The 24838-nt window shown below is 64.0% G+C and carries 20 protein-coding genes and 1 pseudogene; 3 read left to right on the top strand and 18 right to left on the bottom strand.

Annotated elements, in window-relative coordinates; genetic code table 11:
- Positions 1 to 3: 3 nt before the first annotated feature.
- The 3 genes from KWO_RS03660 to KWO_RS03650 form a co-directional block, all read right to left on the bottom strand.
- Complete coding sequence (locus KWO_RS03660) at positions 4 to 444, bottom strand: response regulator (protein WP_003482689.1); 441 nt, start codon at positions 442 to 444, stop codon at positions 4 to 6.
- Positions 441 to 2252 (bottom strand): sensor histidine kinase, encoded by a 1812-nt coding sequence (locus tag KWO_RS03655; RefSeq protein WP_010376265.1) that lies wholly within the window; start codon positions 2250 to 2252, stop codon positions 441 to 443. Before KWO_RS03655 ends, KWO_RS03660 begins: the two co-directional genes overlap by 4 nt.
- A 285-nt stretch (positions 2253 to 2537) precedes the next feature.
- Positions 2538 to 2909, bottom strand: a complete 372-nt coding sequence (locus tag KWO_RS03650) for a BON domain-containing protein (protein WP_017113055.1) — start codon at positions 2907 to 2909, stop codon at positions 2538 to 2540.
- Positions 2910 to 3060: 151 nt separating this feature from the next.
- Between KWO_RS03650 and KWO_RS03645 the strand changes: the two genes are divergently transcribed.
- A complete protein-coding gene (locus KWO_RS03645; RefSeq protein ID WP_010368214.1) occupies positions 3061 to 4119 on the top strand; it encodes an oxidoreductase in 1059 nt (352 codons plus the stop codon).
- 338 nt (positions 4120 to 4457) lie between these two features.
- On the opposite strand, the gene gnd is transcribed toward KWO_RS03645, so the two are convergent.
- From gnd to KWO_RS03605, 8 genes are all read right to left on the bottom strand, one after another.
- Positions 4458 to 5399: a phosphogluconate dehydrogenase (NAD(+)-dependent, decarboxylating) gene (gene gnd, locus KWO_RS03640; RefSeq protein WP_010376261.1), complete on the bottom strand. Its 942-nt coding sequence runs from the start codon at positions 5397 to 5399 to the stop codon at positions 4458 to 4460.
- A 20-nt stretch (positions 5400 to 5419) separates the two neighbouring features.
- Complete coding sequence (locus KWO_RS03635) at positions 5420 to 6763, bottom strand: hypothetical protein (protein WP_020477307.1); 1344 nt, start codon at positions 6761 to 6763, stop codon at positions 5420 to 5422.
- Positions 6764 to 6928: 165 nt separating this feature from the next.
- Positions 6929 to 7309, bottom strand: coding sequence for a glycine zipper 2TM domain-containing protein (locus KWO_RS03630; protein WP_010376256.1), 381 nt, complete (start codon positions 7307 to 7309; stop codon positions 6929 to 6931).
- Between the two features lie 124 nt (positions 7310 to 7433).
- Positions 7434 to 8207: a DUF2242 domain-containing protein gene (locus KWO_RS03625; RefSeq protein ID WP_010376254.1), complete on the bottom strand. Its 774-nt coding sequence runs from the start codon at positions 8205 to 8207 to the stop codon at positions 7434 to 7436.
- Positions 8208 to 8281: 74 nt separating this feature from the next.
- Positions 8282 to 9346 (bottom strand): DNA methyltransferase, encoded by a 1065-nt coding sequence (locus tag KWO_RS03620; RefSeq protein WP_010376252.1) that lies wholly within the window; start codon positions 9344 to 9346, stop codon positions 8282 to 8284.
- Positions 9339 to 10439 carry a hypothetical protein gene (locus KWO_RS03615; RefSeq protein ID WP_017113057.1) on the bottom strand — a complete coding sequence of 367 codons (1101 nt, stop codon included), beginning with the start codon at positions 10437 to 10439 and terminating at the stop codon, positions 9339 to 9341. Before KWO_RS03615 ends, KWO_RS03620 begins: the two co-directional genes overlap by 8 nt.
- A gap of 22 nt (positions 10440 to 10461) precedes the next feature.
- Complete coding sequence (locus KWO_RS03610) at positions 10462 to 11865, bottom strand: nicotinate phosphoribosyltransferase (RefSeq protein ID WP_010376244.1); 1404 nt, start codon at positions 11863 to 11865, stop codon at positions 10462 to 10464.
- Positions 11866 to 11986: 121 nt separating this feature from the next.
- On the bottom strand, positions 11987 to 13042 hold the full coding sequence (locus KWO_RS03605; RefSeq protein WP_010368225.1) for a bifunctional nicotinamide-nucleotide adenylyltransferase/Nudix hydroxylase: 1056 nt from the start codon (positions 13040 to 13042) through the stop codon (positions 11987 to 11989).
- Between the two features lie 160 nt (positions 13043 to 13202).
- On the opposite strand from KWO_RS03605, the gene KWO_RS03600 reads away from it, so the two are divergent.
- Complete coding sequence (locus tag KWO_RS03600; protein WP_010368226.1) at positions 13203 to 14069, top strand: endonuclease/exonuclease/phosphatase family protein; 867 nt, start codon at positions 13203 to 13205, stop codon at positions 14067 to 14069.
- A gap of 285 nt (positions 14070 to 14354) precedes the next feature.
- Here the strand turns inward: KWO_RS03600 and KWO_RS03595 are convergent, their stop codons facing one another.
- The 4 genes from KWO_RS03595 to KWO_RS03580 form a co-directional block, all read right to left on the bottom strand.
- Complete coding sequence (locus tag KWO_RS03595) at positions 14355 to 16514, bottom strand: carboxy terminal-processing peptidase (protein ID WP_026113187.1); 2160 nt, start codon at positions 16512 to 16514, stop codon at positions 14355 to 14357.
- Between the two features lie 474 nt (positions 16515 to 16988).
- Positions 16989 to 18002, bottom strand: a complete 1014-nt coding sequence (gene lipA / locus KWO_RS03590; RefSeq protein WP_010368229.1) for a lipoyl synthase — start codon at positions 18000 to 18002, stop codon at positions 16989 to 16991.
- Positions 18003 to 18017: 15 nt separating this feature from the next.
- A complete protein-coding gene (gene lipB / locus KWO_RS03585) occupies positions 18018 to 18716 on the bottom strand; it encodes a lipoyl(octanoyl) transferase LipB (RefSeq protein WP_010376238.1) in 699 nt (232 codons plus the stop codon).
- Positions 18704 to 18982 (bottom strand): YbeD family protein, encoded by a 279-nt coding sequence (locus KWO_RS03580; RefSeq protein ID WP_008577897.1) that lies wholly within the window; start codon positions 18980 to 18982, stop codon positions 18704 to 18706. Before KWO_RS03580 ends, lipB begins: the two co-directional genes overlap by 13 nt.
- Positions 18983 to 19251: 269 nt before the next feature.
- Here KWO_RS03580 and KWO_RS03575 point away from each other — a divergent pair.
- Positions 19252 to 20321 (top strand): annotated as a pseudogene (locus KWO_RS03575) (lipid A deacylase LpxR family protein).
- Between the two features lie 124 nt (positions 20322 to 20445).
- Here the strand turns inward: KWO_RS03575 and KWO_RS03570 are convergent.
- From KWO_RS03570 to mltB, 3 genes are all read right to left on the bottom strand, one after another.
- Positions 20446 to 21651: a D-alanyl-D-alanine carboxypeptidase family protein gene (locus KWO_RS03570; RefSeq protein ID WP_003482723.1), complete on the bottom strand. Its 1206-nt coding sequence runs from the start codon at positions 21649 to 21651 to the stop codon at positions 20446 to 20448.
- Positions 21652 to 22156: 505 nt separating this feature from the next.
- Positions 22157 to 23569, bottom strand: a complete 1413-nt coding sequence (locus KWO_RS03565; protein WP_017113059.1) for a septal ring lytic transglycosylase RlpA family protein — start codon at positions 23567 to 23569, stop codon at positions 22157 to 22159.
- On the bottom strand, positions 23566 to 24714 hold the full coding sequence (mltB, locus tag KWO_RS03560; protein ID WP_010376220.1) for a lytic murein transglycosylase B: 1149 nt from the start codon (positions 24712 to 24714) through the stop codon (positions 23566 to 23568). The genes KWO_RS03565 and mltB overlap by 4 nt, the downstream gene beginning before the upstream one ends.
- Positions 24715 to 24838 lie beyond the last annotated feature (124 nt).

Here is a 24838-nt window from a genome sequence, read left to right as displayed (position 1 = left end):
GGTTCAGTCCAGCTCCGGTGCCTGGTTGATCACCGCCCAGAACGTGCCAAGCGTCTTGACCGCGTTGAAGAACTGATCCACATCCACCGGCTTGACCACATAGGCATTCACGCCCAGGTCCCAGCTGCGGGCCAGATCGCTTTCTTCGCGCGAGGACGACAGGATCACCACCGGCAGGCGCTTGAGTGTCTCGTCGCTGCGCACCTGCTTGAGCACCTCCAGCCCATCCAGACGCGGCATCTTGATGTCCAGCAGCAGCACTGCCGGCAAGCCTTCCTCGCGGTCGGCGAACATGCCTCGGCGCAACAGATAGTCCATGGCTTCCACGCCATCTTCGACATGCACGATGGGGTTGGCAAGGCGGGCTTCGCGCAGGGCGTCGACCGCCATCTCCGCATCGGCCGGGCTGTCCTCTGCCAAAAGAATGGTACGGATGGCGGTCATACACTGAACTCTTGGTTGGGCGCTTCAAGCGCAGGGGGTAACACGAAATAAAACGTGGCGCCTTCGTCGACGACGCCTTCGGCCCAGACCCGGCCGCCGTGACGCGTCAAGACGCGCCGCACGCTGGCCAGACCAATACCGGTACCAGCGTATTCGCTGGCCTTGTGCAACCGTTGGAACACACCGAACAATTTGCCGCTGTATTCCATATCGAAACCGGCACCGTTATCGCGCACGCTGAACTGATGGCCGCCGTCGGCCATCGGCGTGTAGGTGACCTCGACCTTGGCCACCTCGCGCTTGGCGCTGTACTTGACCGCATTGCCGAGCAGGTTCATCCACAGCTGGCGCATCATGTTTTCGTCGGCCACCAGCACCGGCAGCGGCGCGATGTGCCAATCCACGCGGTGGCCGGTGTTTTCGCTCTGCACGTTGGCATCCAGAATCGCGCGCGTCTCGGCCACCAGCGATTGCATGTCCACCGCCTGCAGACGCAGTGCACTGCGGCCCAGGCGCGAATACACCAGCAGGTCGTCGATCAGCGAGGCCATGCGTCGCGCCGAGCTACTGATCACTTCCATGTAATGGCGCGATTTCTCGTCGGCCGCATCGCCCAGATGGCGGGCCAGCTTGTCGGAGAATCCGGCCACGTGCCGCAACGGCGCACGCAGATCGTGCGAAACCGAATAGCTGAAAGCTTCCAGCTCGCGGTTGACCTCAGACACTTGCTCTACCTTGCCTTCCATCTGCCGGTTGAGCTCCTGGATGCGCATCTGCGCGCTCTTTTGCAGGCTGATGTCGCTCACCGTCATCAGCACCACGTCTTCATCGGTGGTGTCGGGCAGCGGCATGCGGCGTGCGTTGATCAACATGGTGCGCAGCACGCCATCGGCGCCGCGCTGCTCATGTTCGTAATCCCACAGTTCGCGGCCACGCAGCAACACGTCGGCCAGCCGCTGATGGATCTGGGTATCGCGCCACACGCCCTCGCCCACATCCTCCAGCGCCATCGATTCGTTGCCGCGCTCTTCCAGGCCGTAGAGTTCGGCGAAGGCGGGGTTGTGCAACACGATGTGTTGGTTGGCATCCAGCAACACGATCGGCTCGCGCACGGTCTGCAGCACCGAGCTTGCGCGGCCGTTGGCGCGCAGGTATTCCTGCTCGGCCGCCAGCCGGCGCCGGATCTGCCGCTGCAGCAGCCAGGTCACCGTGCCCAGCAATAGCAGCTGCACAGCCAGCGTCGCCCAGCTCAGCAGCGCGTAATGCATGCGCTCGGTCTCGGCGCGTGCATTGCGTAGCGCCAACAAACGGCCTTCGGCGCTTTGCAGGTCGTCGATCAGCGTACGGATCGGGTTGTTTACCGTCATGTCGTTGATCAGTGCGCGGATCTGCTCCGGCGCAGTGGTCACTGCAATACGATCGGCCAGCAGCAGACGCCGCTCGATGGTGCTCTGGATGCGCCCGATGCGCACCAACTGCGCCGGGTTGTCCCTGGTCAGTTCGATCAAGCGCTGCACCGCAGCCAGCGACTCGCGTCGCCCGCGACGCATGCGCTCACGCAGCGCCTCGCGCTCCACCCCGTGCGAGCGCATCAGCGCCGCCGATTCGGTATCGCGCATCGCCGCTTCCAGCCGCTGCGCGGTTTCCTGCACTTCCTGGCTATGCAACACCCACACCGCAGCCTGATTGGCGTTGCGCGCCATCTGCTGCAGTAGCAACGACGGCACCACCACAATCAGGAACACGGCAACCGCCAACAAAGGCAGGCGCCAGCGATCCCATTTGTCTGCTTGGACCGTTGTGTGCATTGCTAGATCGGTTTCCGCTCGCTGCAGGGGCCAAGGACAGACCGGCATTGTCTCTGATCATGGCACTTTCCAGATTAATGATTCAGAGAAATCACGCTCGCCCGTGACATAGCTGAATGGGCATAGCATACGTGCAGCAAACGTGAAAGCAGCGCGAGCACCTTGCCGTCTATCGGCTCGCCGGGCGGTTTCTTCAGGACGAAAAAAGGCGCACTCCGTAGAGTGCGCCTTGTGCTCGGGTCCGCCGCCTCGCCTCGGCAGACCCAGCATTCGCAGCGGCCGCGTTTACTTCTTCGCAGCGGTGACCTTCAGACCGGTCGACTTGACGCTCTTGACGCCTTCGATGCCCTTTGCAACGGCCACGGCCTTGTCGTGCTCAGCCTGGGTGGCGACGGCGCCGGTCAGGGTCACGATGCCGTTCTTGGTCTCGACCTTCACATCGGTGCCAGCGACGTTATCGGTAGCCAACAGATCAGCCTTGACCTTGGTGGTGATCCAGGTGTCGGTGACCGGCTTCTTGGACTCATTCATGCCAGCAGCGTGGTCCTTGTGGTCGGCATGTTCCTGCGGGGCCGCGAATGCCTGCGACGCGCCAAGGGTCAGACCGAGCGACAGCGACAGAGCCAGCAACTTGCGTGCATTGATCATGTTCTTCATACCAGGTACCTCACCGTTGAACGTGGGCGCAGCTTGCGGTGGCGCTCGTCGAGCAGATGTGACTATTGCATGCAGAGGTTGTGAACCCTGCGCACACGGGCAGGTGCAATACCATGCGGATTCCCTTGGTCGTTGCGATGAACCGTTTTCAATGCCTAAACCGTTCAATCTGGCCGTCGTCGGCTACGGCTATGTCGGCCGCACGTTTCATGCACCGCTGATCGCGAGCACCCCAGGCCTGCAGTTGCACAGCGTGGTGTCGTCCAAGCCGCAGCAACCACAGGCCGATTTTCCCGGCATCAACGTACTTGCCGACCTCGACAGTGCATTGGCCGATCCCGCATTGGACGCAGTGGTCTTGGCCACCCCCAACCAGACCCATGCGCCGTTCGCGCTGCAGGCGCTTGCCGCTGGAAAACATGTGCTGGTGGATAAACCATTCGCACTGGACGTTGCGCAGGCGCAGCAGATGGTCGATGCCGCCAATGCAGCGGGACGCATCATCAGCGTGTTTCAGAATCGCCGCTGGGATGCGGACTTTCTCACCGTGCGCCGGCTGATTGAAGAAGGCCAGCTCGGCGAGGTGGTGGAGTTCCATTCCCACTTCGACCGCTATCGCCCGCAAGTACGCGACCGTTGGCGCGAGAGCGATAGTCCCGGCGCCGGGCTCTGGTACGACCTGGGACCACATGTGCTTGATCAGTCGCTGCAGTTGTTCGGTGTGCCGCAGGGCATCAGCGCGGACCTGCAACGTCAGCGCGATCAGGCACGCAGCGTCGATTATTTCCACGTCACCCTGCACTACCCGCGGCTGCGCGTGATTCTGCATGCGGGGTCGCTGGTGGCCGATGGCAGCCTACGCTTCGCCGTGCATGGCACGCGCGGCAGTTACCTCAAGCACGGCATGGATACGCAGGAAGACCAGCTGCGGGCCGGGCGACGCCCCGGCACGGTCGGCTGGGGCGTCGATCCATTAGCGGGCACGCTCACCCGCGTCGATGACGAAGGCCGTGTCCACACGCATCAACCCGACAACCTGCCGGGCGACTATCGGCAGTACTACACCGCCTTTCGCGACGCGCTGGCCGGCACCGGTCCGGCGCCGGTCAGCGGCAGCGACGCGGTGCAGCTGATGCAGCTGGTGGAACTTGCGCAACGCAGCGCTGCAGATGGCAAGGTGCAGTGGTTGGATGCTGCACGCGGGCTGTAACGCCGAAAAGTCAGCACGGGGCGAGGTATATGAGCAGCGCTTGCGTGCCCGCATCTGCACGTGAGCAACCCTGTTGGCTGTGTGCGGTAGGCGTAATGGTTGCGGGCGCTGTACTTGATGGCCGTCGCTTAGCGCGAAGCGTGCCGTACGTGGAGCATGATGCGCGGTGCTTGGCAGCACTGCTGCCTCGTTGCATCAGGCCCGCAACAACGCGGCGACGTTGCTAATTCCGCGCGATGTTGCGAACGCAATGATGTGTTCGCTCGAAATGCTGATGTTCTGCAAGACCGACGCTGCGCCCCGCAATCCAGGCGCGCAGCGTTGGTGCATCTGACCGCTTACGCGTCCTTGCTGCCGATCGTCGGCGCTGCAGAGGTGGTGGTCATCACGGCGTGGCCACCGAACTGGTTGCGCATCGCCGCGAGCAGTTTGTCGGTGAACGAATCCTTGTCGCGCGAGCGCAGTCGTTCCATCAGCGACAAGGTGATGACCGGTGCCGAGACTTCCAGATCGATCGCCTCGGCCACCGTCCAGCGGCCTTCGCCCGAGTCGGCCACAAACGGCGCGATGCCGGCCATGGTCGGGTTATGCGTCAACGCATCGGCAGTGAGATCCAGCAACCAGGAGCGCACCACGCTGCCGTCGCGCCAGATCTCGGCAACCTGGTGCAGGTCCAGCGCGAAATCGGTCTTGTGCTGCATTAGCGCGAAGCCTTCCGCATAAGCCTGCATCATTCCGTATTCGATTCCGTTGTGGACCATCTTGGTGAAGTGGCCGGCACCGCTCGGGCCGACGCGTCCCCAGCCCTTGTCCGGCGCCGGCGCGAGCGTTGCCAGGATCGGATGCAACGCAATCACGGCCGCTTCATCGCCACCCACCATCAGGCTGTAGCCTTCCTGCAGCCCCCAGATGCCGCCGCTGGTGCCGCAGTCGACAAACGCAATGCCGCTGGCCTGCAGCAGCGCGGCGCGACGTTGCGAATCCTTGTAGTACGAATTGCCGCCGTCGATGACGATGTCGCCGGCCTGCAGCAGGGGCAACAGCTGGGCCAGGGTGTCATCGACGATCTTGCCCGCCGGCACCATCAGCCACACCACGCGCGGGCTCGGCAGTGCGGACACCAGCGCTGCCAGCGCATCGGCCGTCACAATGCCCTTGGCTTGCGCGCTGGTGCGCGCATTCGCGCCCGGGTCGTAGCCATGCACGCGATGCCCGCCGTTGACCAGGCGCTCGGCCATGTTGGCGCCCATGCGGCCCAGTCCCACCATACCAAGTTCCATAATCGCTCCTCATACGTTGATCAGTGCAGGGTGCCACGCCCGGCGTACGCTGGCGTGGCGGAATTCTCAATGGATTGTTCCGCCGCGGTGGCGGCGCTGCATTGCTGCAGCTGCCAGTCGATCCACCGCCAATACAAGGTGGTGCGCAGATTGTGCAAGGTCAGGTCGATGGCATACGGCGTGCGCGGGTTACGGTCGAGCAGGCGCGCCACGTGATAGCCGATCGGCTTGGTGCCCTTGGGATGCACATAGACTAAAAATCCCTGGTAAAACGGGTCGTCCAGCAGGGTCTGCAACTGCTGCAGCTGGGTCTGCTGCTGCGGGTCGAGCGTGGCGCGCAACGCTGCATCGCGCTCGTAAAGCAGGCGCTCGAAGCGGCGCTTGCCAGGCCCACGCAGCTGTTTGGCCAGCTCCCAGATCTGCCGGCTGCGCGCGTCGTAATACGCAAACCCGCCGTGCAGTGCCAGCGCTTGCGCGGCTGCATCGCTGACGTCCACCACCACGAAATTTTCGGCCTGATTGTGGATGTCATCCAGATAGGATTTGTCGAACACGTGCGCAATAAACCCCGGCGCGCCGACAAACGCTTGCCGCCCGAGTTGCGAGCTCTTCACCGCCTTGCCGTCGGCGAAAAATTCGCCGGCATGCGCACCGAGCAGAATGCTGTCGGTGTCGTGCAAGATCAGAAACGTGCCAATCGAGAGTTCGCCAGGCGTAAACGCCTGGTCGAATCCAGCATCGCCGAACAACTCGCGCTGTGTGGCGAGCTGCGCTACTTGCCGGCCCACGCCGCATTCGGAGCGCACCTGCCCGCGATAGAACGCATTCAACGCCTGCGCATTGCTGCCGCGCGGCTGATACCCGCGACCGAAACTGCGAAAACCACTCCAGCCCTGCGCTGCTGCGCCACGCCAGCCAAATCCGATCCAACCCAGCTGCACTGCTGAAAAACGGTAGTGCGGGTTGTTCTGTAATTGCGTTACCGCACGGCGGGTCGCTGCACCGAGTTCGAACGCATAGGCGCAGTGCGTGGCCGCATCGTCCAGCACGGCGGTGAGCGCCGCGCCGCGCTGGTGCGTGTTCCAGTCGGCCGGAAGCGTTAGCTGCAGATCGCCCGCGGCTTGCGCTTGCGCAAGCGAGACACGCGTACACGGTTCGCCACGCTGTAGTACCGGCGCGCTCACCGCGGCGCGATGGATGTTCCATCCCAGTCGGCGCAACAGTGCTTCCACACAATCTGCGCTCGCGGCGTTTGCGGTTTCGCTCGGTGCAGCAGCCGCTACCTGCAGCAGCTGCACCGCGAGAAAGGCGCTTGCACAGACCACCGCAGCACATCTGCGCCTGCCCGCATGCCACATCGACATCGACCTCGGCGCAGAGATTGATCGTCGCAACAATGTGGCGCTTCGCACGTGGGCGGAACTCATCGATGACATGCACCATCAATCGTCGGCACGGCGCCCTCAGACATAGAAAGCCCCGGCATGGCCGGGGCTCGCAATCAATTCAGACGAATCACTTCGCCAGGCTCAGCGACGTTCGCAGACGCGCTCGACCTGACGATTGCCGTTGGCTTGCTGACGATTGCCCTGGATGGTGCGGCCGGCTGCGCCGCCCGCCACTGCGCCTGCCACGGTCGCCAGCTTCTTGCCGTTGCCGCCGCCGACCTGGTGACCTAGCAAGCCACCAATCGCGGCACCAGCCAGCGTGCCGCCGATGCGGTTCGGGTCAGTCGAGTTCTTCTGCACTTCGACATTGCGGCAGCGGACGCGGGTGCCATCGTTGAACCTGCGGCCTTCGTCTGCTTCCGTATAGCGCTGCTGATGCGAATAGCTTTGAGCCTGGGCGAAGGTGCTCGTTGCCATCAGGCCAATCAGGGAAATACCCAGCAGGGAGGTGCGCATTTTCATCGTTGTTCTCCACGTTTCTCGCCCGCTCGGCGAGTCATGGGCGCACTCTGGCCGCTGGGTCGAGAACAGAACGTGAAGCGCGCACCTGGCTATTCAGGCTTTGGAGCGGAGCGTGAATACCCCATCACGGCTGCGTGGCGGGCTCGGTTGGCGGCACCTTCGCCGGTGCTGGGGGTGGGTCCTGCGCTTCAACCGGCAATGGCGCAACCGGCGGTTGTGCAACTGTCGCGGGAGCCGCTGCAGCGGGCGCAGGCGATGTTGGCGTCGGAGTGTTCGCTGCAGGCGTTGCCGGCACTGCAGCTGCTGGCGCCGGTGCGGCCGCATTTGGGGGCACAGGCGCTGCACTCACGGCAGCCGGCACCGCTTCAGTGACCTTGGGCAGATACGAGTTCAAACGTTCGAAAAAGCGCTTGTAGAAGGCCGCATCCTGCACCGTGGTGCTGGACACGCGCACCAGCGAATCGCCGCTGCTACCGACCGGCAACGACAACGAGCCCAGCACGCCAACGCCCACGCTGGCCGAGGTAGAGCTCTTCTTCAACGCGTAACGGTCCTGCAGCGCGCTCACGAACACCTGCGCCTTGCCGCCGTCCTGCGTGGCGCAAGAAATGCGCAAGTTGAGCTGCTCGCTCTGGTCGGCTTCCTCGAGCTGGAAGTTCTTGCTGCCTTCCACCGCGGCGGCATCCGCGCGTGTCACGGCGTAACCCTGACTCAACAGCACGCGCCGCGCCGCCTCGCAGGCCTGCGGCGAACTGGCCGCGACGCTGCGCGAATAGGTGTCATCGGAATTGAACGACTCGCGCATCAGCATCGTGTCGCCCTTGCTGCCACCGCAGCCAGCCAGGGTTGCCAGCGCGGCAAGCAGTGCGCCGCGCGCGATCAGTGAAGAACAAGACATTGGGAGATTCCGGCATCCAAAACCGGCACAGAGCATAGCGGCAACCCATGTGCGCGCGGCGTCGCGTTGCAGGGTCAGGGCAACGGCGGTTCATCCGCTGGCAATTGCAGGTCCACCTGCAGGCGGCGACCATCGGCGCCGATGCGCTCGGCGCGCAGGTAGTGGTGCGCACGCACCGCCGCCAGCGCCACCGGGGCACGGCACGGCTCGCCCCATAGGCTCAGCGCGAAGCCCTGTTGCTGCAGCCAGTGGGTGAGGCGGTCCCACAGCGCTTGTTCGGCGTGCAGCATCAGGTCCAGATCGGCCGGGCCCGCCGGCATCAGCGTCGGCGACGCCAGCCAGCGCGCGTAGCTGCCATGTACCAGCACCGGCAGGCCCTGCGCGTGCAGCGCCTGCAGCAGCTGCGCGGCCTGCTGTAGATCCAGCCGGGCACGGCTGTGCTGGAAGATCAGCGCATATTCGTGGCTGCGGTTGCTCGCGGCGCTTGCGTGCGCCAACGCTGCTGCCGGACGCTGGTAGCACAGCACCCGCTCCTCGCGCAGCGTGAACAAGCTGGCCAGGATCCGGCCCACGTCCCACGCCTGCGGAATCACACGGCCGCCGACCACCACGTTCTGCACCATCGCCACGCCCATTCCACCGGGCCGCAGTTGCTTGCGCAGCGCATGGAACACTGCACGCATGCCGGTCAGATAGCTGGCGTAATCGCCACTGGCATAGAGCTGGCCGGGTAACGCTTCGCCCTGCCAGTGGCAGCCGAAATACGGCACGTTGGTCAGGCACAGGTCGATTGGCGCAGCTGGCGTCTTATTGACCAGTGTGCCGATTAACACCGGCGCTTCCACCGCGTGCCGCTGCAGGCGCGTGCGCGCCAACTGCGCGCGTGCTGGGTCGATCTCCATGCCATGCGCGTTGCGGCCTTCCAGCGCAGCTGCCAGCAAGGTGCTGCCGAAGCCGCAAAACGGGTCGAACACCTGTTCGCCCGGCTGACTGAAATGGCGCACGAACGGGCGCATCTGGTTGACCCAGCCACAGTCGCGCCCGTTCAACGGGTCGGCCGCGCGCAGATCATCGGGCAGCGCCCAGGCGGCATCGTCCGGCGTCGGCGTCCACCAACTGCGTTGATCGAACTCATCCATTGTCGGGTTCCCACAACACATCAGCATCCGGGTCCCAGCCCGCACACAGACGGCCATTGGCGAAAAACACCAGCTTGTATAGATCGCCAGTGGCGTGGCGTGCATGCATCGCGGCGTAGTCGGCGCTTTCGAAAACCACCTGCAGGCCCGTCTCGTCGCGCACCCGCACATTCCAGAAGTAATAGCCTTCGGTCAGGCCGTCGGGTTGCCAGCGCGACCACCAGGGCTGCTGCACGCACTCGGCCAGCAAGGTGTCCACGCCGACGCGGTGCTCGCTGATGTAGCGCAGCGTGCCGTTACTGCGGTACGCATCGTCCAGCCGCGACAATTCACGAAAGATCACCTGGCTGGCGCCACAGCTGCGCGCCCATGCGATGTACTGCGCAACGGCGTCGGCGTTGCCCACGCCACCGCGCTGCACGATGCAGACCAGGCGCAGCGGCAAACGTGCTGCCAGCCGCTGCGCTGTTTGCACGAAGGTCGCCGCATCGGCGATCGGCTCGTCAGCGCGGAAACGCATGATCGCGTCGTTGCGCTCCTGCAACGGATGGTGACGCGACAGCTCGACCCACGACAGCCCGAAGGCGACCAGCGCATCGATCAACCGCGCACCGTGCGTGCGCGCCAACCCGGCGCCATTGCTGTACAGCACGCGTTGCTCGACACGCGGACCGTTCGGTGTGGTTGCCAGGGTGTGCAGCAAGGTCTGTAACCACATCGCATCGTCGGTCATTTCCAGACCGGACAAGGAATACGACAGCGGCACACCCCGCAGCAACTGCAACGCAGCGCTCAACTGCTGGAAATACGCAGGCCCAGGTCGCAACGTCGCTGCCGCACGACCACCGCCATGCGGCCGCAGATTTTCCGAACAGAACCCACAGCGCGCCGAACACGGCCGCACCGAGGCATACGGGGTAAAGGTGATCGGCAACGCCGCCCGATAGGTGCGCGCACCGATGCGCACTGGATGCCAGCGGTTGGCCTCGTCCTGCAGCGGCACGCGCCGCTGCAGGCTGGGCACTGCGGCGCGCAGACGCGCCAACAGGGGTGAAACAGGCAACAGGGAGATGTTGTCGATGGAAGCGTGCATGGCGAACCCTGCGCGCTGCGCGTCAGCGACGTGCGGCGTTGGCACGCGCGCGCACCTGCTCCAGCGTCCACTCCTGTTGCGACACGCCGTTTTCCCACACCGTCACCAGCGCATCTTCGCTGTCGGCATGCGTGCCCACCTCATCGAGCAAGGCGCTGCGGTAGCTGCCATCGCTGCGGTTGCGCAGCAAGGTCAGGCGACCACGCTTGCTCTGCTTGCCCTGATCGGTGATGGGGTCTTTGTAGACATCGATCCACTGCCCGTCCACGCGTACCGCCGAACACTTCAACGCAAACTTCTGCGTGTCGCGGTCCACCTTCTGCAGCAACGCACCGCCCATGCCGAAGGCGACGTTATCGGCGGCATAGCCGGCGGCGGTGATGCGCTCCAGAATCGCGCGCAGCGAGGTAGGGTTGATGCCATCGCCCTGGATTACCCGCACATGGTTGAGCACCTTATAGCCCTTGCCATTGACCTGGTGACCGAAAGCCTCGTCCAACAGCACCAAGCATTGTTCGACCACATCGACCGGGTCGCCGGAGTCCGGGCGGATCACCACCGTTGCACCGGAGGCGATCACGTCCTCGCGCAAGGTGGTGCCCCAATGCTCGGCAATGGCACGGTAGATGTCGTAGCTGTCCGACACCACCGCCACGATCGAACCCGGGCGCGCGAACTGCGTCAGCATGTTGCGATACGCATCCACCTCGCGCTCGCGGCCCCAGCTGGTGATAGTGCTGTGCTCGGCAGCGGGAATCGAATACCCGGCCACTGGCGTGTGGTAATGCGCACGCGCCAGCAGCAACGCCGACAACGTATCGGTACCAAGAAAATTCACCAGATGCGCGGCACCGCCCAAGGCGGCCGAGCCAAGACTGGACACGCCGCGCGCGCCAAAATCGTGCAGTTTGAAAGGCAACTGCCCTTCCGGATCGTCGCTGGTGCGCTCCAGGTAGTCGCGCACGATCTGCTTCACCTGCCAGCTCACCGTAGCCACGGTCACAGGGTACCACACACGCAATAACAGGGTTTCAAGATACGACGGCACCCAGAACGCCTTGGCGTCGGTGGATTCGATCGTCATCAGCACGTTATGCGTTGGCACTACCGCGCCTTCGGGCACGGCGCGGATGCGGATCGGCAGCTGCCCGCCAAGCCGGTCGACGATATCGCGCCAGCCAGCTTCGTTGAACGGCTCGCCGTGCGCGGCCAGCAACTCCTTCGCATCGTCGATGTCGGCGTGCGTCACCGGCCGGTTGATCGCTTCTTTCAGGAGCGATTGCAGGCCGAAAAAGACGGTCTGCTCGTACAGGCCACCGCGCGATTCGACGTAGAAAAACGAGGCATCGGTGCCGGGCGGATATTGCAGCCAGTGGCTGGCCTTGTAGCTATCGGTATTGAGCAGCAGGTTATCGAGATAATGCATGACGGAAGCTCCTTCACGTCGAATGAACCAGCGGTCTGTCCGCCGGCGGGAGGTCACGGTTCAAGCGATCACACGGCGTGCGCCTACGTTGCGTCGCGGCAACACGCAGTCGTTTGCGCTCTCAGCCACGACCCAGGAAGAATTCAAGAATATGCAGGTGGTCTTCGTACAGGCGTGGGCCCATCACCATCACTTCGGCTATCGGGATCCAGCGCGCTTTATCGGCGTCGTCGCCACCGCGTACCGCAGGCAATTCGCCGGCGGCAAATTCGAAATGAAACGCATGGGTAATCGTGCGTCCGCGGTGGCTACGCTCGGGGTGATCGAACACCTGCTTGCCACGCAACGATCCCTTGAGCACCGGCACCGGCAGCTTGAGCCGGGTTTCCTCGCGCAGCTCGCGCAGGCAGCAATCCAGCAGGCCTTCGTCCTGGCCCACAAAACCGCCCGGCAACGCCCACAAACCTTTGCCCGGCTCGGCGCGACGCCGCACCAGCAACACGTGGCCCGAATGCACCACGACTGCATCGGTAGTGACAAACGTCGGCGGATACGGCGCGTCCTTCCACGCGGCGCGGTATTGCTCGATGAACCGGTACTCGGCCACCAGCTGCGCGTAGCTGGGCGAATTACGCCGGAATGCTTCCAGCATGTCGTACACCGGCGCCGGCACATTGCCGCGCAGCATCAACAGCCCACCATGGAACCCGATATCGCCGGCTTCGAACAGGTAGCGACGCAATTCGGTGGCCGACAGCGTGGCGGTGTGTTGCACATCCTCCAGCGGCCACTGCGGAAACTCACGCAGGTAATAGCTGCTGGCATCCTTGTCCATGCCGATCAGGCCGATGTTCGCATCCAGCGTGCCGCCATCGGCTTGCACTGCCTCGGCAACCTGACGCTGCACGTCGGCAATCCACAGGGTTTCGTTGTAAAGATGGTCGCGTAGCGGGCGCACGATCAGCCGCGCAGTTTCGTCTGGCAGCGCAGACTCGATCATCACCGCACGTTCGGCGACGGTCCACGGATTACGAATGGTGCGAGGCGTGTCGGCCGAGCCGATCAGCATGATGAGCTTTTTCGCCTTGCCCAGCGCGTGGCGGGCGACGGCGGCGTGGCCGTTATGAAAGGGCTCGAAGCGCCCGATAAACACGAGATAGTCGTACGGTGTTGCCATGAGAATCCCTCACGGTTGAGTGGTCAGCTGGCGGTCTGTCCGCCGGCCTGGTGCAAATGCTACGCCGATGCGCGGCGGCGTCAAGCGCCTGCGCAATGCACTGACACAGCGGTCATGCGTACTGGCTAGACTTGCCGCTTGTCTTCTGGAGATCCTCTACATGCCACGCTCATCGCTACGCGTTGCGTCACGTTATTTTTTCGCCGCCATCCTCGCGCTATGCATCACGTTGCCGGCCTTTGCCGCGTCCGCGCCATCACCGTTGCGGGTGATGTCGTTCAACGTGCGCGTACCAGTGGACCGCGATGGCGACAAACGCTGGGCGGTGCGGCGGACGTCGATGGTTGCGTTGATTAAACAGACCCATCCCGATGTGTTCGGCACCCAGGAACTGGTGCAGGAGCAGGCGCAGTATCTGGCCTCGCACCTGCCTGCCTATCGCTGGTTCGGCAAGGGACGGCGCGCCGATGGTAGCGAAGAACATATGGGTGTGTTTTACGACAGCAACGCACTGAGCGTGATTGAATCCGGCGACTTCTGGTTATCCGAAACCCCCGAGGTACCCGGCAGCAGCAGTTGGAACACCGACCTGCCACGCATGGTTACCTGGGCATTGTTCGAACGCCGCAGCGACAAGCGCCGTTTCTATCTGCTCAACACCCACCTGCCGCATCGCGATCAGGATGAAGCAGCACGCGAGCAGGGCGCCCGCGTGATTCTCTCGCGCATCGCAACGCTGCCTGCCGATATTCCGGTGGTCGTCACCGGCGACTTCAATAGCGATCCCGATCAAGGCACCTATCGCACGCTGACTGCCGTTCTGGGCGATGCGCGCGCGCATGTAGCAAAGCCGCAGGGCCCGGAAAAAACCTTCCAGGATTTCACCACCCAGCCAACACGCCGCATCGATTGGATTTTATTCCGCGGGCTGACACCCACCCGTTTTTCCACGCTGGACATGCGCCCAGGCGGGATCTTGCCTTCCGACCATTACCCGGTCTTGGCCGAATTTGAGTGGCCGCAGTGAGCCACCGACGCATGCAGTTGTTTGCGGCGCTGATGCTTGGCGGCAGATGCCGCCATTGCGCTGCTGGTGCCTGATGCGGCCCCAATGTGGCGGCGATAGCAGCCTGTAGTGCGCGCAGGTCGAGCATGAGCTAACGCTCTACCAGCGCGGATCGTATTTGCAATGACGCTACGATCACTACCCACCGCATCTCACTCTCACAAATACATGCCGCCAACAAAAATGCCACCGCAGTGCGATGGCATTTTTGTTCCAAATGCTTTTAGATCTCAAGAACTGCGACAATCAGTCCGCCCAACGCCCCGGCGCGGTCGACTTCGGCAGCACCTGTGCCGACAACGGCTTGTCCTGCGACAGCAAGCCCAGCGCGTCGGCCAGGATTGCAGCCGACTCATGCAGCAACGGATCCGGACGCTTTTCGGCAGCCTTTTCGCGTGCGGTGTCTTTGACGATGTCGCGCTCGTTACCGGTCAAGCCGTCATCGCTGTCTTCGGCAAGCGGATCCAGCGGCAGCCCAAGTTGCTTGCGAATCTGCTGGCGATCCTTGCGCTGCTGATCCTGCTTCTGACGCTCAGCAACGCGCTCGGCTTCGTTCAACGAAATGTACTTCTTGGCCTTTTCATCGCGGAACTGCTTGACGTCTTCTTCCCACCACTGGAATTCCTTGTCGGTGGCGATACGCGCAGTGTGCAGGGTCTGCAGCTTCGGCAGCAGCGGCGCAAAGTTGCCGTACTGCGTATGCGGCGCAGCGGCGATGCGCGTCCACGGCAATGCATTGTCGTAAGTGCTCTCGCCGAATTCGGTGGCATCCACGCTGGCCGGGAAGGCGATGTCCGGCACCACACCCTTGTGCTGGGTACTGGAGCCGCTGACGCGGAAGAACTGCGCGATGGTCAGCTTGACCTGCCCATAGCGCTGACCTTCGGCAGCCGGCCAGCGATCCAGGTCGACGATGTTCTGCACGGTGCCCTTACCGAAGCTGGTTTCGCCGATCACCAGACCACGCCCGTAATCCTGGATCGCACCAGCAAAGATCTCCGATGCCGACGCCGAGCCGCGATTGATCAACACGCCCAGCGGGCCGTCCCAGGCAACCTTCGGGTCGCTGTCGCCATTGACGGTGACGCGGCCGCCGGATTCGCGCACCTGCACCACCGGGCCCTGCTCGATGAACAGGCCGGTGAGTTCGATTGCCTCATCGAGCGAACCGCCGCCGTTGTTGCGCAAGTCCAGCACCACGCCGTCAACCTTGTCGGACTTGAAGCCGGCCAGTAGCTTGGCGACGTCGCGGGTCGCCGACGCATAATCGGTCGCATTGCGACGACGGCCTTCGAAATCCTGGTAGAAGCCGGGCAGCTTGATGATGCCGATGCGGCGCTGCGGCTCGGAACCCGTACCCGGCAAGGTAATGGTTTCGCCCTTGGCAGCCTGTTCGGCCAGACGCACCTTCTGACGTGTCAGAGTCACGGTACGGTGCTTGCCATCGATGCCCGATTCGGCCGGGATGTACTCCAGGCGCACCTGAGTGTCCTTGCTGCCGCGGATCTTGGCCACGACGTCGTCGATGCGCCAGCCGATTACATCTTCGATCGTGCCAGTCTTGGCCTGACCCACGCCGACGATGCGATCGCCGGGCTTGAGCGTGCCATCCACGGCTGCCGGACCACCGGGGATCACCTCGCGGATCACCACCATGTCGTCCTGCTTCTGCAGCTGCGCGCCGATGCCTTCCAGCGACAGCGACATCTGCTGGTTGAACGTCTCGGCAGTGCGCGGGGTGAAGTAGTCGGTGTGCGGGTCGACAGCATTCGTATAGGCGTTGACGAAGAACTGGAACACGTCTTCGCCCTTGAGCTGCTTGACCGAGTCGGCCAGCGCCACGTAGCGCTTGTCCAGCGTTTTGCGGATGTCTTCGGGCTTCTTTCCGGCCAGCTTCAGGCGCAGCCAATCGTTCATTACCGACTTGCGCCACAGCACGTCCAGCTGCTTGTCGTCTGCAGCCCACGGCACGTCCTTGCGGTCGTACTCGAACTTGTCGTTACCGCTGAAATCGAAGTCCTGCTTGAGCAAGTCGCGCGCGTATTTGACGCGTTGATCGACACGCTTCTTGTAGACCGAAAACACCTGGAAGGCCGGCTCCAGATTGCCACCGCGCAACGCGTCGCCAACGCCGGCTTGCAACGGCGCGAAGCTATCGATATCGGCCTGGGTAAAGAACTGCTTGCCGCCGTCCAGCGTTTCCAGATAGCGCTTGAACACGTCCTTGGACATCGCCTCGTCCAACACGCGCGGCCGGTAGGCATAGCGGCTGTCGGAGAGCAGGCCATAGACGAGTTTGGTGGCCGTCGCCTGGTCGGGCGTGGCAGCGGCAGGCAGCGCGGTATCGGCGCGCGCGAGCAATGCCATCGGAGTGGTCAACACCAGCGCCAGCAGGCCGGCCTTCATGGACGCAGAAACGTTGTAGGTCATCGAATGGCTCTCGGCATGGGGCCGATGAAAGGAAGGCGGTGAATGGATCAGACAGCATGACAGTGCCGAAAGTTGCTGGCGTTGTCATCCGCTGGCTGAATCAGCCTAGCGCCGGGCCTGTAGCGGATTGTGAACGAGACCGTACCCTGCCGCTGCGCCCCGCATGGGACAGAGACGACTCGGCCCCGCGCAGTGCACGGGGCCGAAAGGGGTGTTCGACCAGAATCGCGATGTGATTGAGGCCGATACCGCGACCGGTGGTGCCGATCGCCTTGCCGGCGGCGGCCTTTTTCGTGTCGCCGAAAAGTCACGACTGATCCACGACGCGTCTACCGACATCACGCGGGACCTGCTGCTCCGGCATGCTAACGAACAGAGCCCGCAAAGCGGGGCTGGTTCGAACACCGATCACACAGGTGCCGTGGCGGCCTGCCACGGCGTGCAGCTGACTCAGGCAGCGACACCAGCGCCAGCGGCCTGCCGGTCGGCGTGGTACGACGAACGCACCATCGGGCCGGAAGCGACGTGACTGAAGCCCAGCGCGTTGCCGTAGTCTTCCAGCGCCTGGTATTCCTCCGGCGTCCAGTAACGCATCACCGGGTGATGGTGCGGCGTCGGCTGCAGATACTGGCCGATGGTAATCATGTCCACATCGTGCGCGCGCAGATCGCGCAATGTGGCGTGCACCTGCTCCATCGTTTCGCCCAGGCCGAGCATGATGCCGGACTTGGTGGCGATCGACGGATGCTGTGCCTTGAAGCGCTGCAACAGCGTCAGCGACCACTGGTAATCCGCGCCGGGGCGCACGTTCGGGTACAGATCCGGCACGGTTTCGATGTTGTGGTTGAACACGTCCGGTGGGCTCAGCGCCAGGATTTCCAGCGCGCGATCCATGCGGCCCTTGCCACGGAAATCCGGGGTCAGGATTTCGATGCGGGTATTGGGCGAACTGGCCCGGATCGCCGAAATGCAGTCGACGAAATGCTGTGCACCGCCGTCGCGTAGATCATCGCGGTCCACGCTGGTCACCACCACGTACTTCAGGCCCATGTCGGCCACGGTAGTGGCCAGGCTGGCCGGCTCGCTCGCGTCAGGCGGCTTTGGCCGGCCATGCGCCACGTCGCAGAATGAGCAGCGCCGCGTGCACACCTCACCCAAAATCATGAAGGTCGCGGTGCCGTGGCTGAAGCACTCGTGGATGTTCGGGCAACTCGCCTCTTCGCACACCGTGACCAAGCGGTTTTCACGCAGCTTGGCCTTGAGGTTCTGCACCGCATTGCCGGACGGAATCCGCACCCGGATCCACGACGGTTTACGCAGCACAGGCGCATCGACGAACTGCACCGGCGAGCGATTGATCTTGTCACCACCGATCTGCTTGACGCCGGTCTGCAGCGGCGCAGGCGCGGCGGTGTCGCCGGAGACGACCTGCAAGGGAATGGAACGGGCGATAGGCTGGGTCATGACAATACGGGGCGCTCAGGCCGGAAGCGAAAGGTCGGGCAATGCGGAAGTGGGCTGCAGCACGAGGCCGAACTGGCGCGCCAGCTGGTCGAGCAGCACCGCCTTGACGGCATCCATCCCGGAGGGGCCGCCCAAGTCTAGCACCGAGGTCACCTGCAGGCCCTGATAGCCACAGGGGTTAATGCGGTGGAACGGCTCCAGGTCCATATCCACGTTGAACGACAACCCGTGGAAGGTGCAGCCACGCCGCACGCGGATGCCAAGCGCGGCGATCTTGGCCCCGCCGACATAGACACCGGGGGCGCCGTCGCGACGCTCGGCCACGATGTTCCACTCCTCCAGCGTATCGATCAGCGCCTGCTCGATCTTGCACACGTAATCGCGCACACCGATCTTCAGCCGGCGCAGATCCAGCAACGGGTAAACGACCAATTGGCCCGGGCCGTGATAGGTGACCTGCCCGCCGCGATCGACCTGCAGGACCGGAATCTCGCCCGGGGCCAGCACATGCTCGGGTTTGCCGGCCTGGCCCAGCGTAAACACTGGCGCATGCTCGACCACCCAGACCTCATCGGCCGTGTGTTCATCACGCGCATCGGTGAAACGCTGCATTGCACGCCACACAGGCGCGTAGTCCTGCTGGCCGAGGTCGCGTAATTGCGCGGGCAGGCCAGCCGTAGAGCTGCTCACGGGTTCGGCCGCTACAGCGTCCACTTCACTTCCGGATGATCGCGCAGCGCCTGATGTGCGGCCTCGAACTGCTCGCGGCTTTCGGCACGGAAGCCAATCTTGACCGAGACATACTTCCCGCTGGAAGAATGCTTCCAGCTCACGCTCTCCTGCAGCAGCTCCACGCCGGTGGCAGCAAGCAGGCGCGGAAGCTCGGTTTCCAGGCCGCGCTCGGCCGTGCCCATGGCGCTGAGCTCGAAGGTGCCGGGAAATTGAAAACCGTGATCGGGGTTGTCGGTGCTGATATCCATCCGCCCATTATCGGGCCGACGATGGGCAAACCCAAGCCTCTGCAGCCGATCGCCGCGCCTGGCTGGTCTGTAGTGCCGCCATGCAATCGGCACCGAACTTTCCAAAAACGTGACGCAACCACGCTGATGAACCGAACCCAGCCATGGGTAGCTGGCAACGCGGTCGCGAGCCGAAGCGGCAGAGGCTGCAGTCGCGGACACGCACTTCACACGGCGCAACAGAAGACGCAGGCATTTTTTCGATTCCAGCTCTCCTCCCCAGGTCCTCCATGCTCCGACCGCGCGCGTTGTCTGCTGCCTTGCTGCTTTCTCTCTCCGGGCTGTCGCTGCCGGCCCTGGCGGCGGATCAGTGCGATTCCAGCCGTCTTGGGCGCACGCCGCCTGCGGTGAACTTCCGTGTCGATAACGACTTGTTCGGCGGCGAGGATCAGGACCAGGGGTATTCCAACGGCGCGGTACTGACGCTGGTGTCGCCGAACCTGGTCGATTACACCGACGACCCATGCCTGCCGCGGACTGCGCGGTGGGTCAACAGCTATCTGGAGCGGCTGCACCCGGGCGAGTTCGACCAGCAGAACATGGTGTTTTCCATCGGCCAGGCGATCTTCACCCCGACCGATTACACCCGCCGCGACGTCATCCCGGACGACCGCCCCTACGCCGGCATCCTGCTGGCGAGCTTCGGCTACAACGCGCGTAACGATGCGCACCTGCGCACCTGCGCACCACGCAGTTGCAGGTCGGCGTTGTCGGCCCGTGGGCGCTTGCGAAGGAAGCGCAGGATGCGATCCACGATGCACTCGGGGACGAGAAATTCCAGGGCTGGGACAACCAGCTGCACAACGAACCGCTGATCAACCTGGTGCACGAGCGCATGCATCGCTGGCCGGCCGATGCCAGCGGCAATGCCGGTGGGTTCGGCTGGGATTTCATTTCGCATTGGGGCGGCGCGGTCGGCAACATGGCCACGCACTTGAATGCAGGCGGCGAGGCGCGCTTCGGCTGGAAGCTGCCGGACGACTTCGGCAGCACCCCGACTCGCCCCGCGGGCGAAAACACCGCCCCCAGCCGGCTCGGGCGCGCCAGCGGCTGGTCCGGCCACCTGTTCGTCACCACCGACGCGCGCTGGGTGATCCGCGACATCACCCTGGACGGCAACACGTTCCGCAACAGCCACAGCGTGGACAAGCGCCCGTTCGTCGGCGATGTGGGCTACGGCCTGGCAGTGATGTACGGCCGCTGGAAATTCGCCCTCGCCCGCTACCACCGTACCCGCGAATTCGACACCCAGCGCGAAACGCCGGTGTATGGCAGTTTTACGATCAGTCGAATGCTTTGAGGGCGGCGAATCGAGAATGGGGAATGGGGAATCGCAAAAGCCAAGGCTTTGCCCTAGCTTTTAAACCATTCCCGATTCTCAATTCCCGATTCCAAAAAAATGCCGGCTTTCGCCGGCATTTTCTTCACTCCGATTCCCACCACATCCAGAACGCATCCCAAAGGCGCTTGAAGAATCCGCCCTCTTCGACCGCGTTGATGGCGACCAGCGGGGCCTGGGCGATGACCTTGCCGTCCAGGCTGACCTTCACGGTGCCAACCTGCTGCCCCTGCTTGATCGGTGCCTGCAGGTTCTTGGGCACTTCCATGCTGGGCTTGAGGTCGTTGTAGCGGCCACGCTGCAGGCTGACCAGCAACGGCTGTGCCACGCCGAGCTGTACTTCATCCTGCTGACCCTTCCAGACCTTCTGCTTGGTGACGACCTTGCCGGGCGCATACAGGCTGTGGGTTTCGAAGAAGCGGAAGCCCCAGTTGAGCAGCGCCAGGCTATCGGTGGCGCGCTGTTCTTCGGAGCTGTCGCCCATCACCACCGCGATCAGGCGCTGATCGCCGCGCTTGGCCGAGCTCAGCAGGCAGTAGCCGGCTTCGGAGGTGTGGCCGGTCTTGATGCCGTCCACCGCCGGGTCGCGCCACAGCAGCCGGTTACGGTTGCTCTGCTTGATGGTGCCGACCTGGAATTCCTTGATCTTGTTATAGGCGTAGGTCTCCGGGTAATCGCGCACCATCGCGCGGCCCAGCAGGGCCAGGTCGTAGGCGGTGGAGTGATGCCCTTCGGCGCTCAGTCCGTGCGCGTTGACGAAGTACGAATCCTTCATGCCGATCTTGGCGGCGTAGCTGTTCATCAGCGAGGCGAAGGCTTCTTCGCTGCCGGCCACGTGCTCGGCCAGCGCGATGGCGGCATCGTTGCCGGACTGGATCGCCATGCCCTTTTCCATGTCTTCCAGACGCGCCGTCTGGTTGACCGGGAAGCCGCTGTAGCTGCCGTCGGTACCCGCGCCGCCTTCGCGCCAGGCGCGTTCGCTCATCATGACCTGGTCGTCGCGCTTGACCTTGCCGTTCTTGATCTCGGCGGCGACCACGTAGGAGGTCATCACCTTGGTGATGCTGGCCGGCGCCAGCTGCTGGTGGATGTTTTCACCGGCCAGCACCTGCCCGGTGGCGTAGTCCATCAGGATCCAGGACTTGGACACGGCCGGTGCGGGCGCCGGCGGCACCGGCAAGGCGGCCGGGGCGGCAGCCACGGCAGGAGTCGGCTGCGGCGCAGGTGTCTGGGCGCAGACCAGGCCGAAGGCGAACGTGGCCACGGCAGCGGCGGCGAAGCGGAATTTCATTGAAGAACGACTCCTGACGGGCCCGAAAGCCGGGCAATGCGAAATTGTAAGGCGCCGCGGCGATCAGGGCGACGCGTCGCAGGGTGCACGCGCTTATGCAGTTCAGCGATGGCGGCACGCTGGTCGCGCCCGAGGCGAGCTGTCGGAGGCGCCACCTGCAGCGTGGACGTCGCTTACAGCGCGTTGGAACAGGCACTTTGGTGCTCAGTGGTTAGCTGGCTGCAAACGGCGCAGCGAGTACCGAAGTGCACGAGAGGGGTATCGATTCCGGCCTTGACTGCATCCGCGTTGCAGATGCGCTTTGTCTGCCAACCAATCGGGTTGCCCCAGCCGTGCCATTACAGCCGATGCAGCCTGCGCGCGAGCGACGAATGTGCTGGTGCCTAATTGGCTAAAGCAGTCACCGGCGCGCTTACGCTTAACCAAGATGACATAGGCGGCCTGCGCGCGAGCGACCAATGCGCTCGCGCTTCATTAGCTAACGCAATAACAGTCTCGCCAGCGGCTAGTTGGCCACGATCTGCGGGCGACCGAAACCGAGGCCGGCGATGCGCTGGGCAATTTCCGAGGCATTGGCGTGGTCGCGTGCGTTCACGCGCAGCCGCCACAGGGTGCGCCCGCCGCTGACGATGTCGCTGACGCTGGCGCCCGCAATTCCCGCCGAGGCCAGTTGCGACAGTGCGCGATTGGCGTTTTCGCGGCTGGCGAAACTGGCGACCTGCAGCAGGATGTCGCCGAGTGCGGCTTCAGCCACGCTGGGGGCCTTGGTGGGCGCTGGCTCGGGCTTCAGCGGGCGCGAAGACGTGTTCTCAGACGGCTTGACCGCCGCAACCGCGACCGGTGTTGCCGCGACAGGTGCGGCGGCAGGCGCCGACGACGTCGGGCGCGGGACCGCAGCGGTCGGCTTGCCGGTGGCCACACGCACGCCCTGTGCCTTCATCCAGGCATCGAAATTGTCGGCATTGCCAGGTTGGCGCGAATCGGCGACGCGGTAGCGCCAACGCTCGCCGGCCGGAATGACCGGCGCGCTCGCAGTGGCTGCAGCGGCAGTTGTCGCAACCGCGGTGCCGGCACCGGTCGATGCTGCACGCGGCGGCACGGTACGGGTGGGCAGACGCTGCACCAGGCCATCGATCTGACTGGCACCCGCGGCCGGCCGCGTCGTGGCAACGGCGGTCGTCACCGGTGCCTGGCCACTGCGGCGCTTGGCGAGCAGATTGCCGTTGTCGGCTTCGGTCAGGCCACGCACTTCGACATTGCCGGTGCCCTTGCCGGTGATACCCAACTTCACCGCCGCGGCGTAGCTCAGATCGATCACGCGGCCGTCGTGGAACGGGCCGCGGTCGTTGATGCGCACCACCACCGACTGGCCGGTGTCGGTGTTGGTAACCAGCGCGAAGCTGGGCAACGGCAGGGTCTTATGCGCGGCGGTGAAGGCGTACATGTCGTAGACCTCCTTGTTGGAGGTCAGCCGGCCATGGAACTTGTTGCCGTAGTACGAGGCAGTGCCGCGTTCGACATAGTCGCCGGGGTTATCCATCACCACATAGCGCTTGCCCAGCACTTCGTAAGGCGAGCGATTGCCCACCGCCGAGCGCGGCTCGTTGGTGACCAGCGGTTCGGGAATGCAGGCCACATTAGGGACATGATCGGGCGTGGTGTCTTTCACCCCCGGCTTGTACAAGCCGCCCGCGGTGTAATCGCCGCGCGTGGACGGGTCTTCTTTGGCAGGCGCGTAGGGCGACGTGGACGGGCAGCCGGTGGCGACATATGCCGGTCCCTTGCCTTCGACCTTGACGCCCTTGATCGCGCCGCTGCCGTTGCTACCGGCAGTCTTCTTCGGTGCGCTGCTGCAGGCCGCCAGGCCGAGCATCAGTGCCATCGGAATCAGCCACTTGGGGCCTGCAATGCTGTTCATGCCGGGGGTAACTCCTTGCCGGCGATGGCCTCGGACAGCTGGAACACGGCCATCGCGTACATCTTGGAAATGTTGTAACGGGTAATTGCGTAGAAGTTCTGGAAGCCCAGCCAGTACTGCTTGCCGTTAGCGTCGTCCAGGCCGATCGGGGTGGCGGTGCTGCCCGCCACCACCGGTGCGCTCGGGTGATACCCGCGCGCCGACAAGTCGGCCAGCGTGTACACCGGCGACCAGTCGGTAGGATTGAATTCTTCGCGGCCGGCAGCCAGCGTGGCCGGTACCGCGACCTGCCCGCCGCGCACCCAGCCGCCCTTCTTGACGAAGTAATTGGCGATCGAGGCGAACACGTCGTTGTAGTCGGTGAACAGATTGCGCTTGCCGTCGGCATCGCCGTCCACGCCGAACTGGCGATAGCTGGACGGCATGAACTGGCCCATGCCCATCGCGCCGGCATAGCTGCCGATCAGGGTAGTGACGTCGAGCTGTTCTTCCTTGCCGAGCGCGAACAACTGGGCGAGTTCATCACGGAAAAACAGTTCGCGGCGCACTTCGCGTTCGAGCTTGCCCGGGTCGCCGCTGCGCGGATAGCGGAACGCCAGCGTGTACAACGCGTCCAGCACGCGGTATTTGCCGGCGTTGCTGCCGTAGCTGGTTTCCACCCCAATGATGGCGACGATGACCTGTGCCGGCACACCGGTGGCGGCTTCGACCTTGCTCAGTTCGGCGCGGTGTTCGGCGAGGAACTTGCGACCGCCGTCGATACGCGCCTGGGTGATGAACATCGGCCGGTATTCGTTCCACGGCTTGACCCGTTCGGCCGGGCGCGACATTGCCGTGACGATGGCGTCCTTGAATTGCGCCTGCGCCAGCACCGCTTCGATCTGCTCGGCATCAATGCCGTACTTGGCCGAGGTATCGCGCACGAAGTTGGCGCGGGCAATCTCGAACGGCACCGGGGTCAGGTCGACTGGCGGAAGCGCAGGCGCCTCGGCGGCGGCGCTGGCCGGCGGCGCTGACGTCGATGGCGCAAGCGGCGGCTTGGCCGGCGGCGCGCTGGCAGCCGGGGGCGGGGGCGGAGGGCTGGGCTGGGTCGCGCAAGCGACAAGGCCGAGGGTGAGCAGGCAGGTCAGGGTGCGTCGAATCATTGGCCGAGGGTAACAGACATCAGATGAACTTCTGGCAATAAGGCCATGAAAACGAAGAACTTTGGCCGATGTCAAGGCCATGCGCAGCATGCCAACCCGCCAGGGCGAGCCGGCGCGTAGTCCG

This window comes from Xanthomonas vasicola pv. musacearum NCPPB 4379 (assembly GCF_000277895.2).
Classification (GTDB): Bacteria; Pseudomonadota; Gammaproteobacteria; order Xanthomonadales; family Xanthomonadaceae; genus Xanthomonas; species Xanthomonas vasicola.
The sequence above is the reverse complement of the archived record's forward strand: the minus strand, read 5'-3'. Positions and strand labels throughout refer to the sequence as shown.

Bases quoted from the DNA above. Each gene is read 5' to 3' on its own strand.
- mltB (WP_010376220.1), bottom strand. From the start codon at position 24,714: ATGATTCGACGCACCCTGACCTGCCTGCTCACCCTCGGCCTTGTCGCT.
- KWO_RS03635 (WP_020477307.1), bottom strand. From the start codon at position 6,763: ATGTCGATGTGGCATGCGGGCAGGCGCAGATGTGCTGCGGTGGTCTGT.
- KWO_RS03570 (WP_003482723.1), bottom strand. From the start codon at position 21,651: ATGAAATTCCGCTTCGCCGCCGCTGCCGTGGCCACGTTCGCCTTCGGC.
- KWO_RS03630 (WP_010376256.1), bottom strand. From the start codon at position 7,309: ATGAAAATGCGCACCTCCCTGCTGGGTATTTCCCTGATTGGCCTGATG.
- lipA (WP_010368229.1), bottom strand. From the start codon at position 18,002: ATGACCCAGCCTATCGCCCGTTCCATTCCCTTGCAGGTCGTCTCCGGC.
- KWO_RS03565 (WP_017113059.1), bottom strand. From the start codon at position 23,569: ATGAACAGCATTGCAGGCCCCAAGTGGCTGATTCCGATGGCACTGATG.
- KWO_RS03595 (WP_026113187.1), bottom strand. From the start codon at position 16,514: ATGAAGGCCGGCCTGCTGGCGCTGGTGTTGACCACTCCGATGGCATTG.
- KWO_RS03660 (WP_003482689.1), bottom strand. From the start codon at position 444: ATGACCGCCATCCGTACCATTCTTTTGGCAGAGGACAGCCCGGCCGAT.
- KWO_RS03610 (WP_010376244.1), bottom strand. From the start codon at position 11,865: ATGCATTATCTCGATAACCTGCTGCTCAATACCGATAGCTACAAGGCC.
- KWO_RS03580 (WP_008577897.1), bottom strand. From the start codon at position 18,982: ATGGATATCAGCACCGACAACCCCGATCACGGTTTTCAATTTCCCGGC.
- KWO_RS03645 (WP_010368214.1), top strand. From the start codon at position 3,061: ATGCCTAAACCGTTCAATCTGGCCGTCGTCGGCTACGGCTATGTCGGC.
- KWO_RS03615 (WP_017113057.1), bottom strand. From the start codon at position 10,439: ATGCACGCTTCCATCGACAACATCTCCCTGTTGCCTGTTTCACCCCTG.
- KWO_RS03605 (WP_010368225.1), bottom strand. From the start codon at position 13,042: ATGGCAACACCGTACGACTATCTCGTGTTTATCGGGCGCTTCGAGCCC.
- KWO_RS03600 (WP_010368226.1), top strand. From the start codon at position 13,203: ATGCCACGCTCATCGCTACGCGTTGCGTCACGTTATTTTTTCGCCGCC.
- KWO_RS03650 (WP_017113055.1), bottom strand. From the start codon at position 2,909: ATGAAGAACATGATCAATGCACGCAAGTTGCTGGCTCTGTCGCTGTCG.
- KWO_RS03620 (WP_010376252.1), bottom strand. From the start codon at position 9,346: ATGGATGAGTTCGATCAACGCAGTTGGTGGACGCCGACGCCGGACGAT.
- KWO_RS03655 (WP_010376265.1), bottom strand. From the start codon at position 2,252: ATGCACACAACGGTCCAAGCAGACAAATGGGATCGCTGGCGCCTGCCT.
- KWO_RS03625 (WP_010376254.1), bottom strand. From the start codon at position 8,207: ATGTCTTGTTCTTCACTGATCGCGCGCGGCGCACTGCTTGCCGCGCTG.
- gnd (WP_010376261.1), bottom strand. From the start codon at position 5,399: ATGGAACTTGGTATGGTGGGACTGGGCCGCATGGGCGCCAACATGGCC.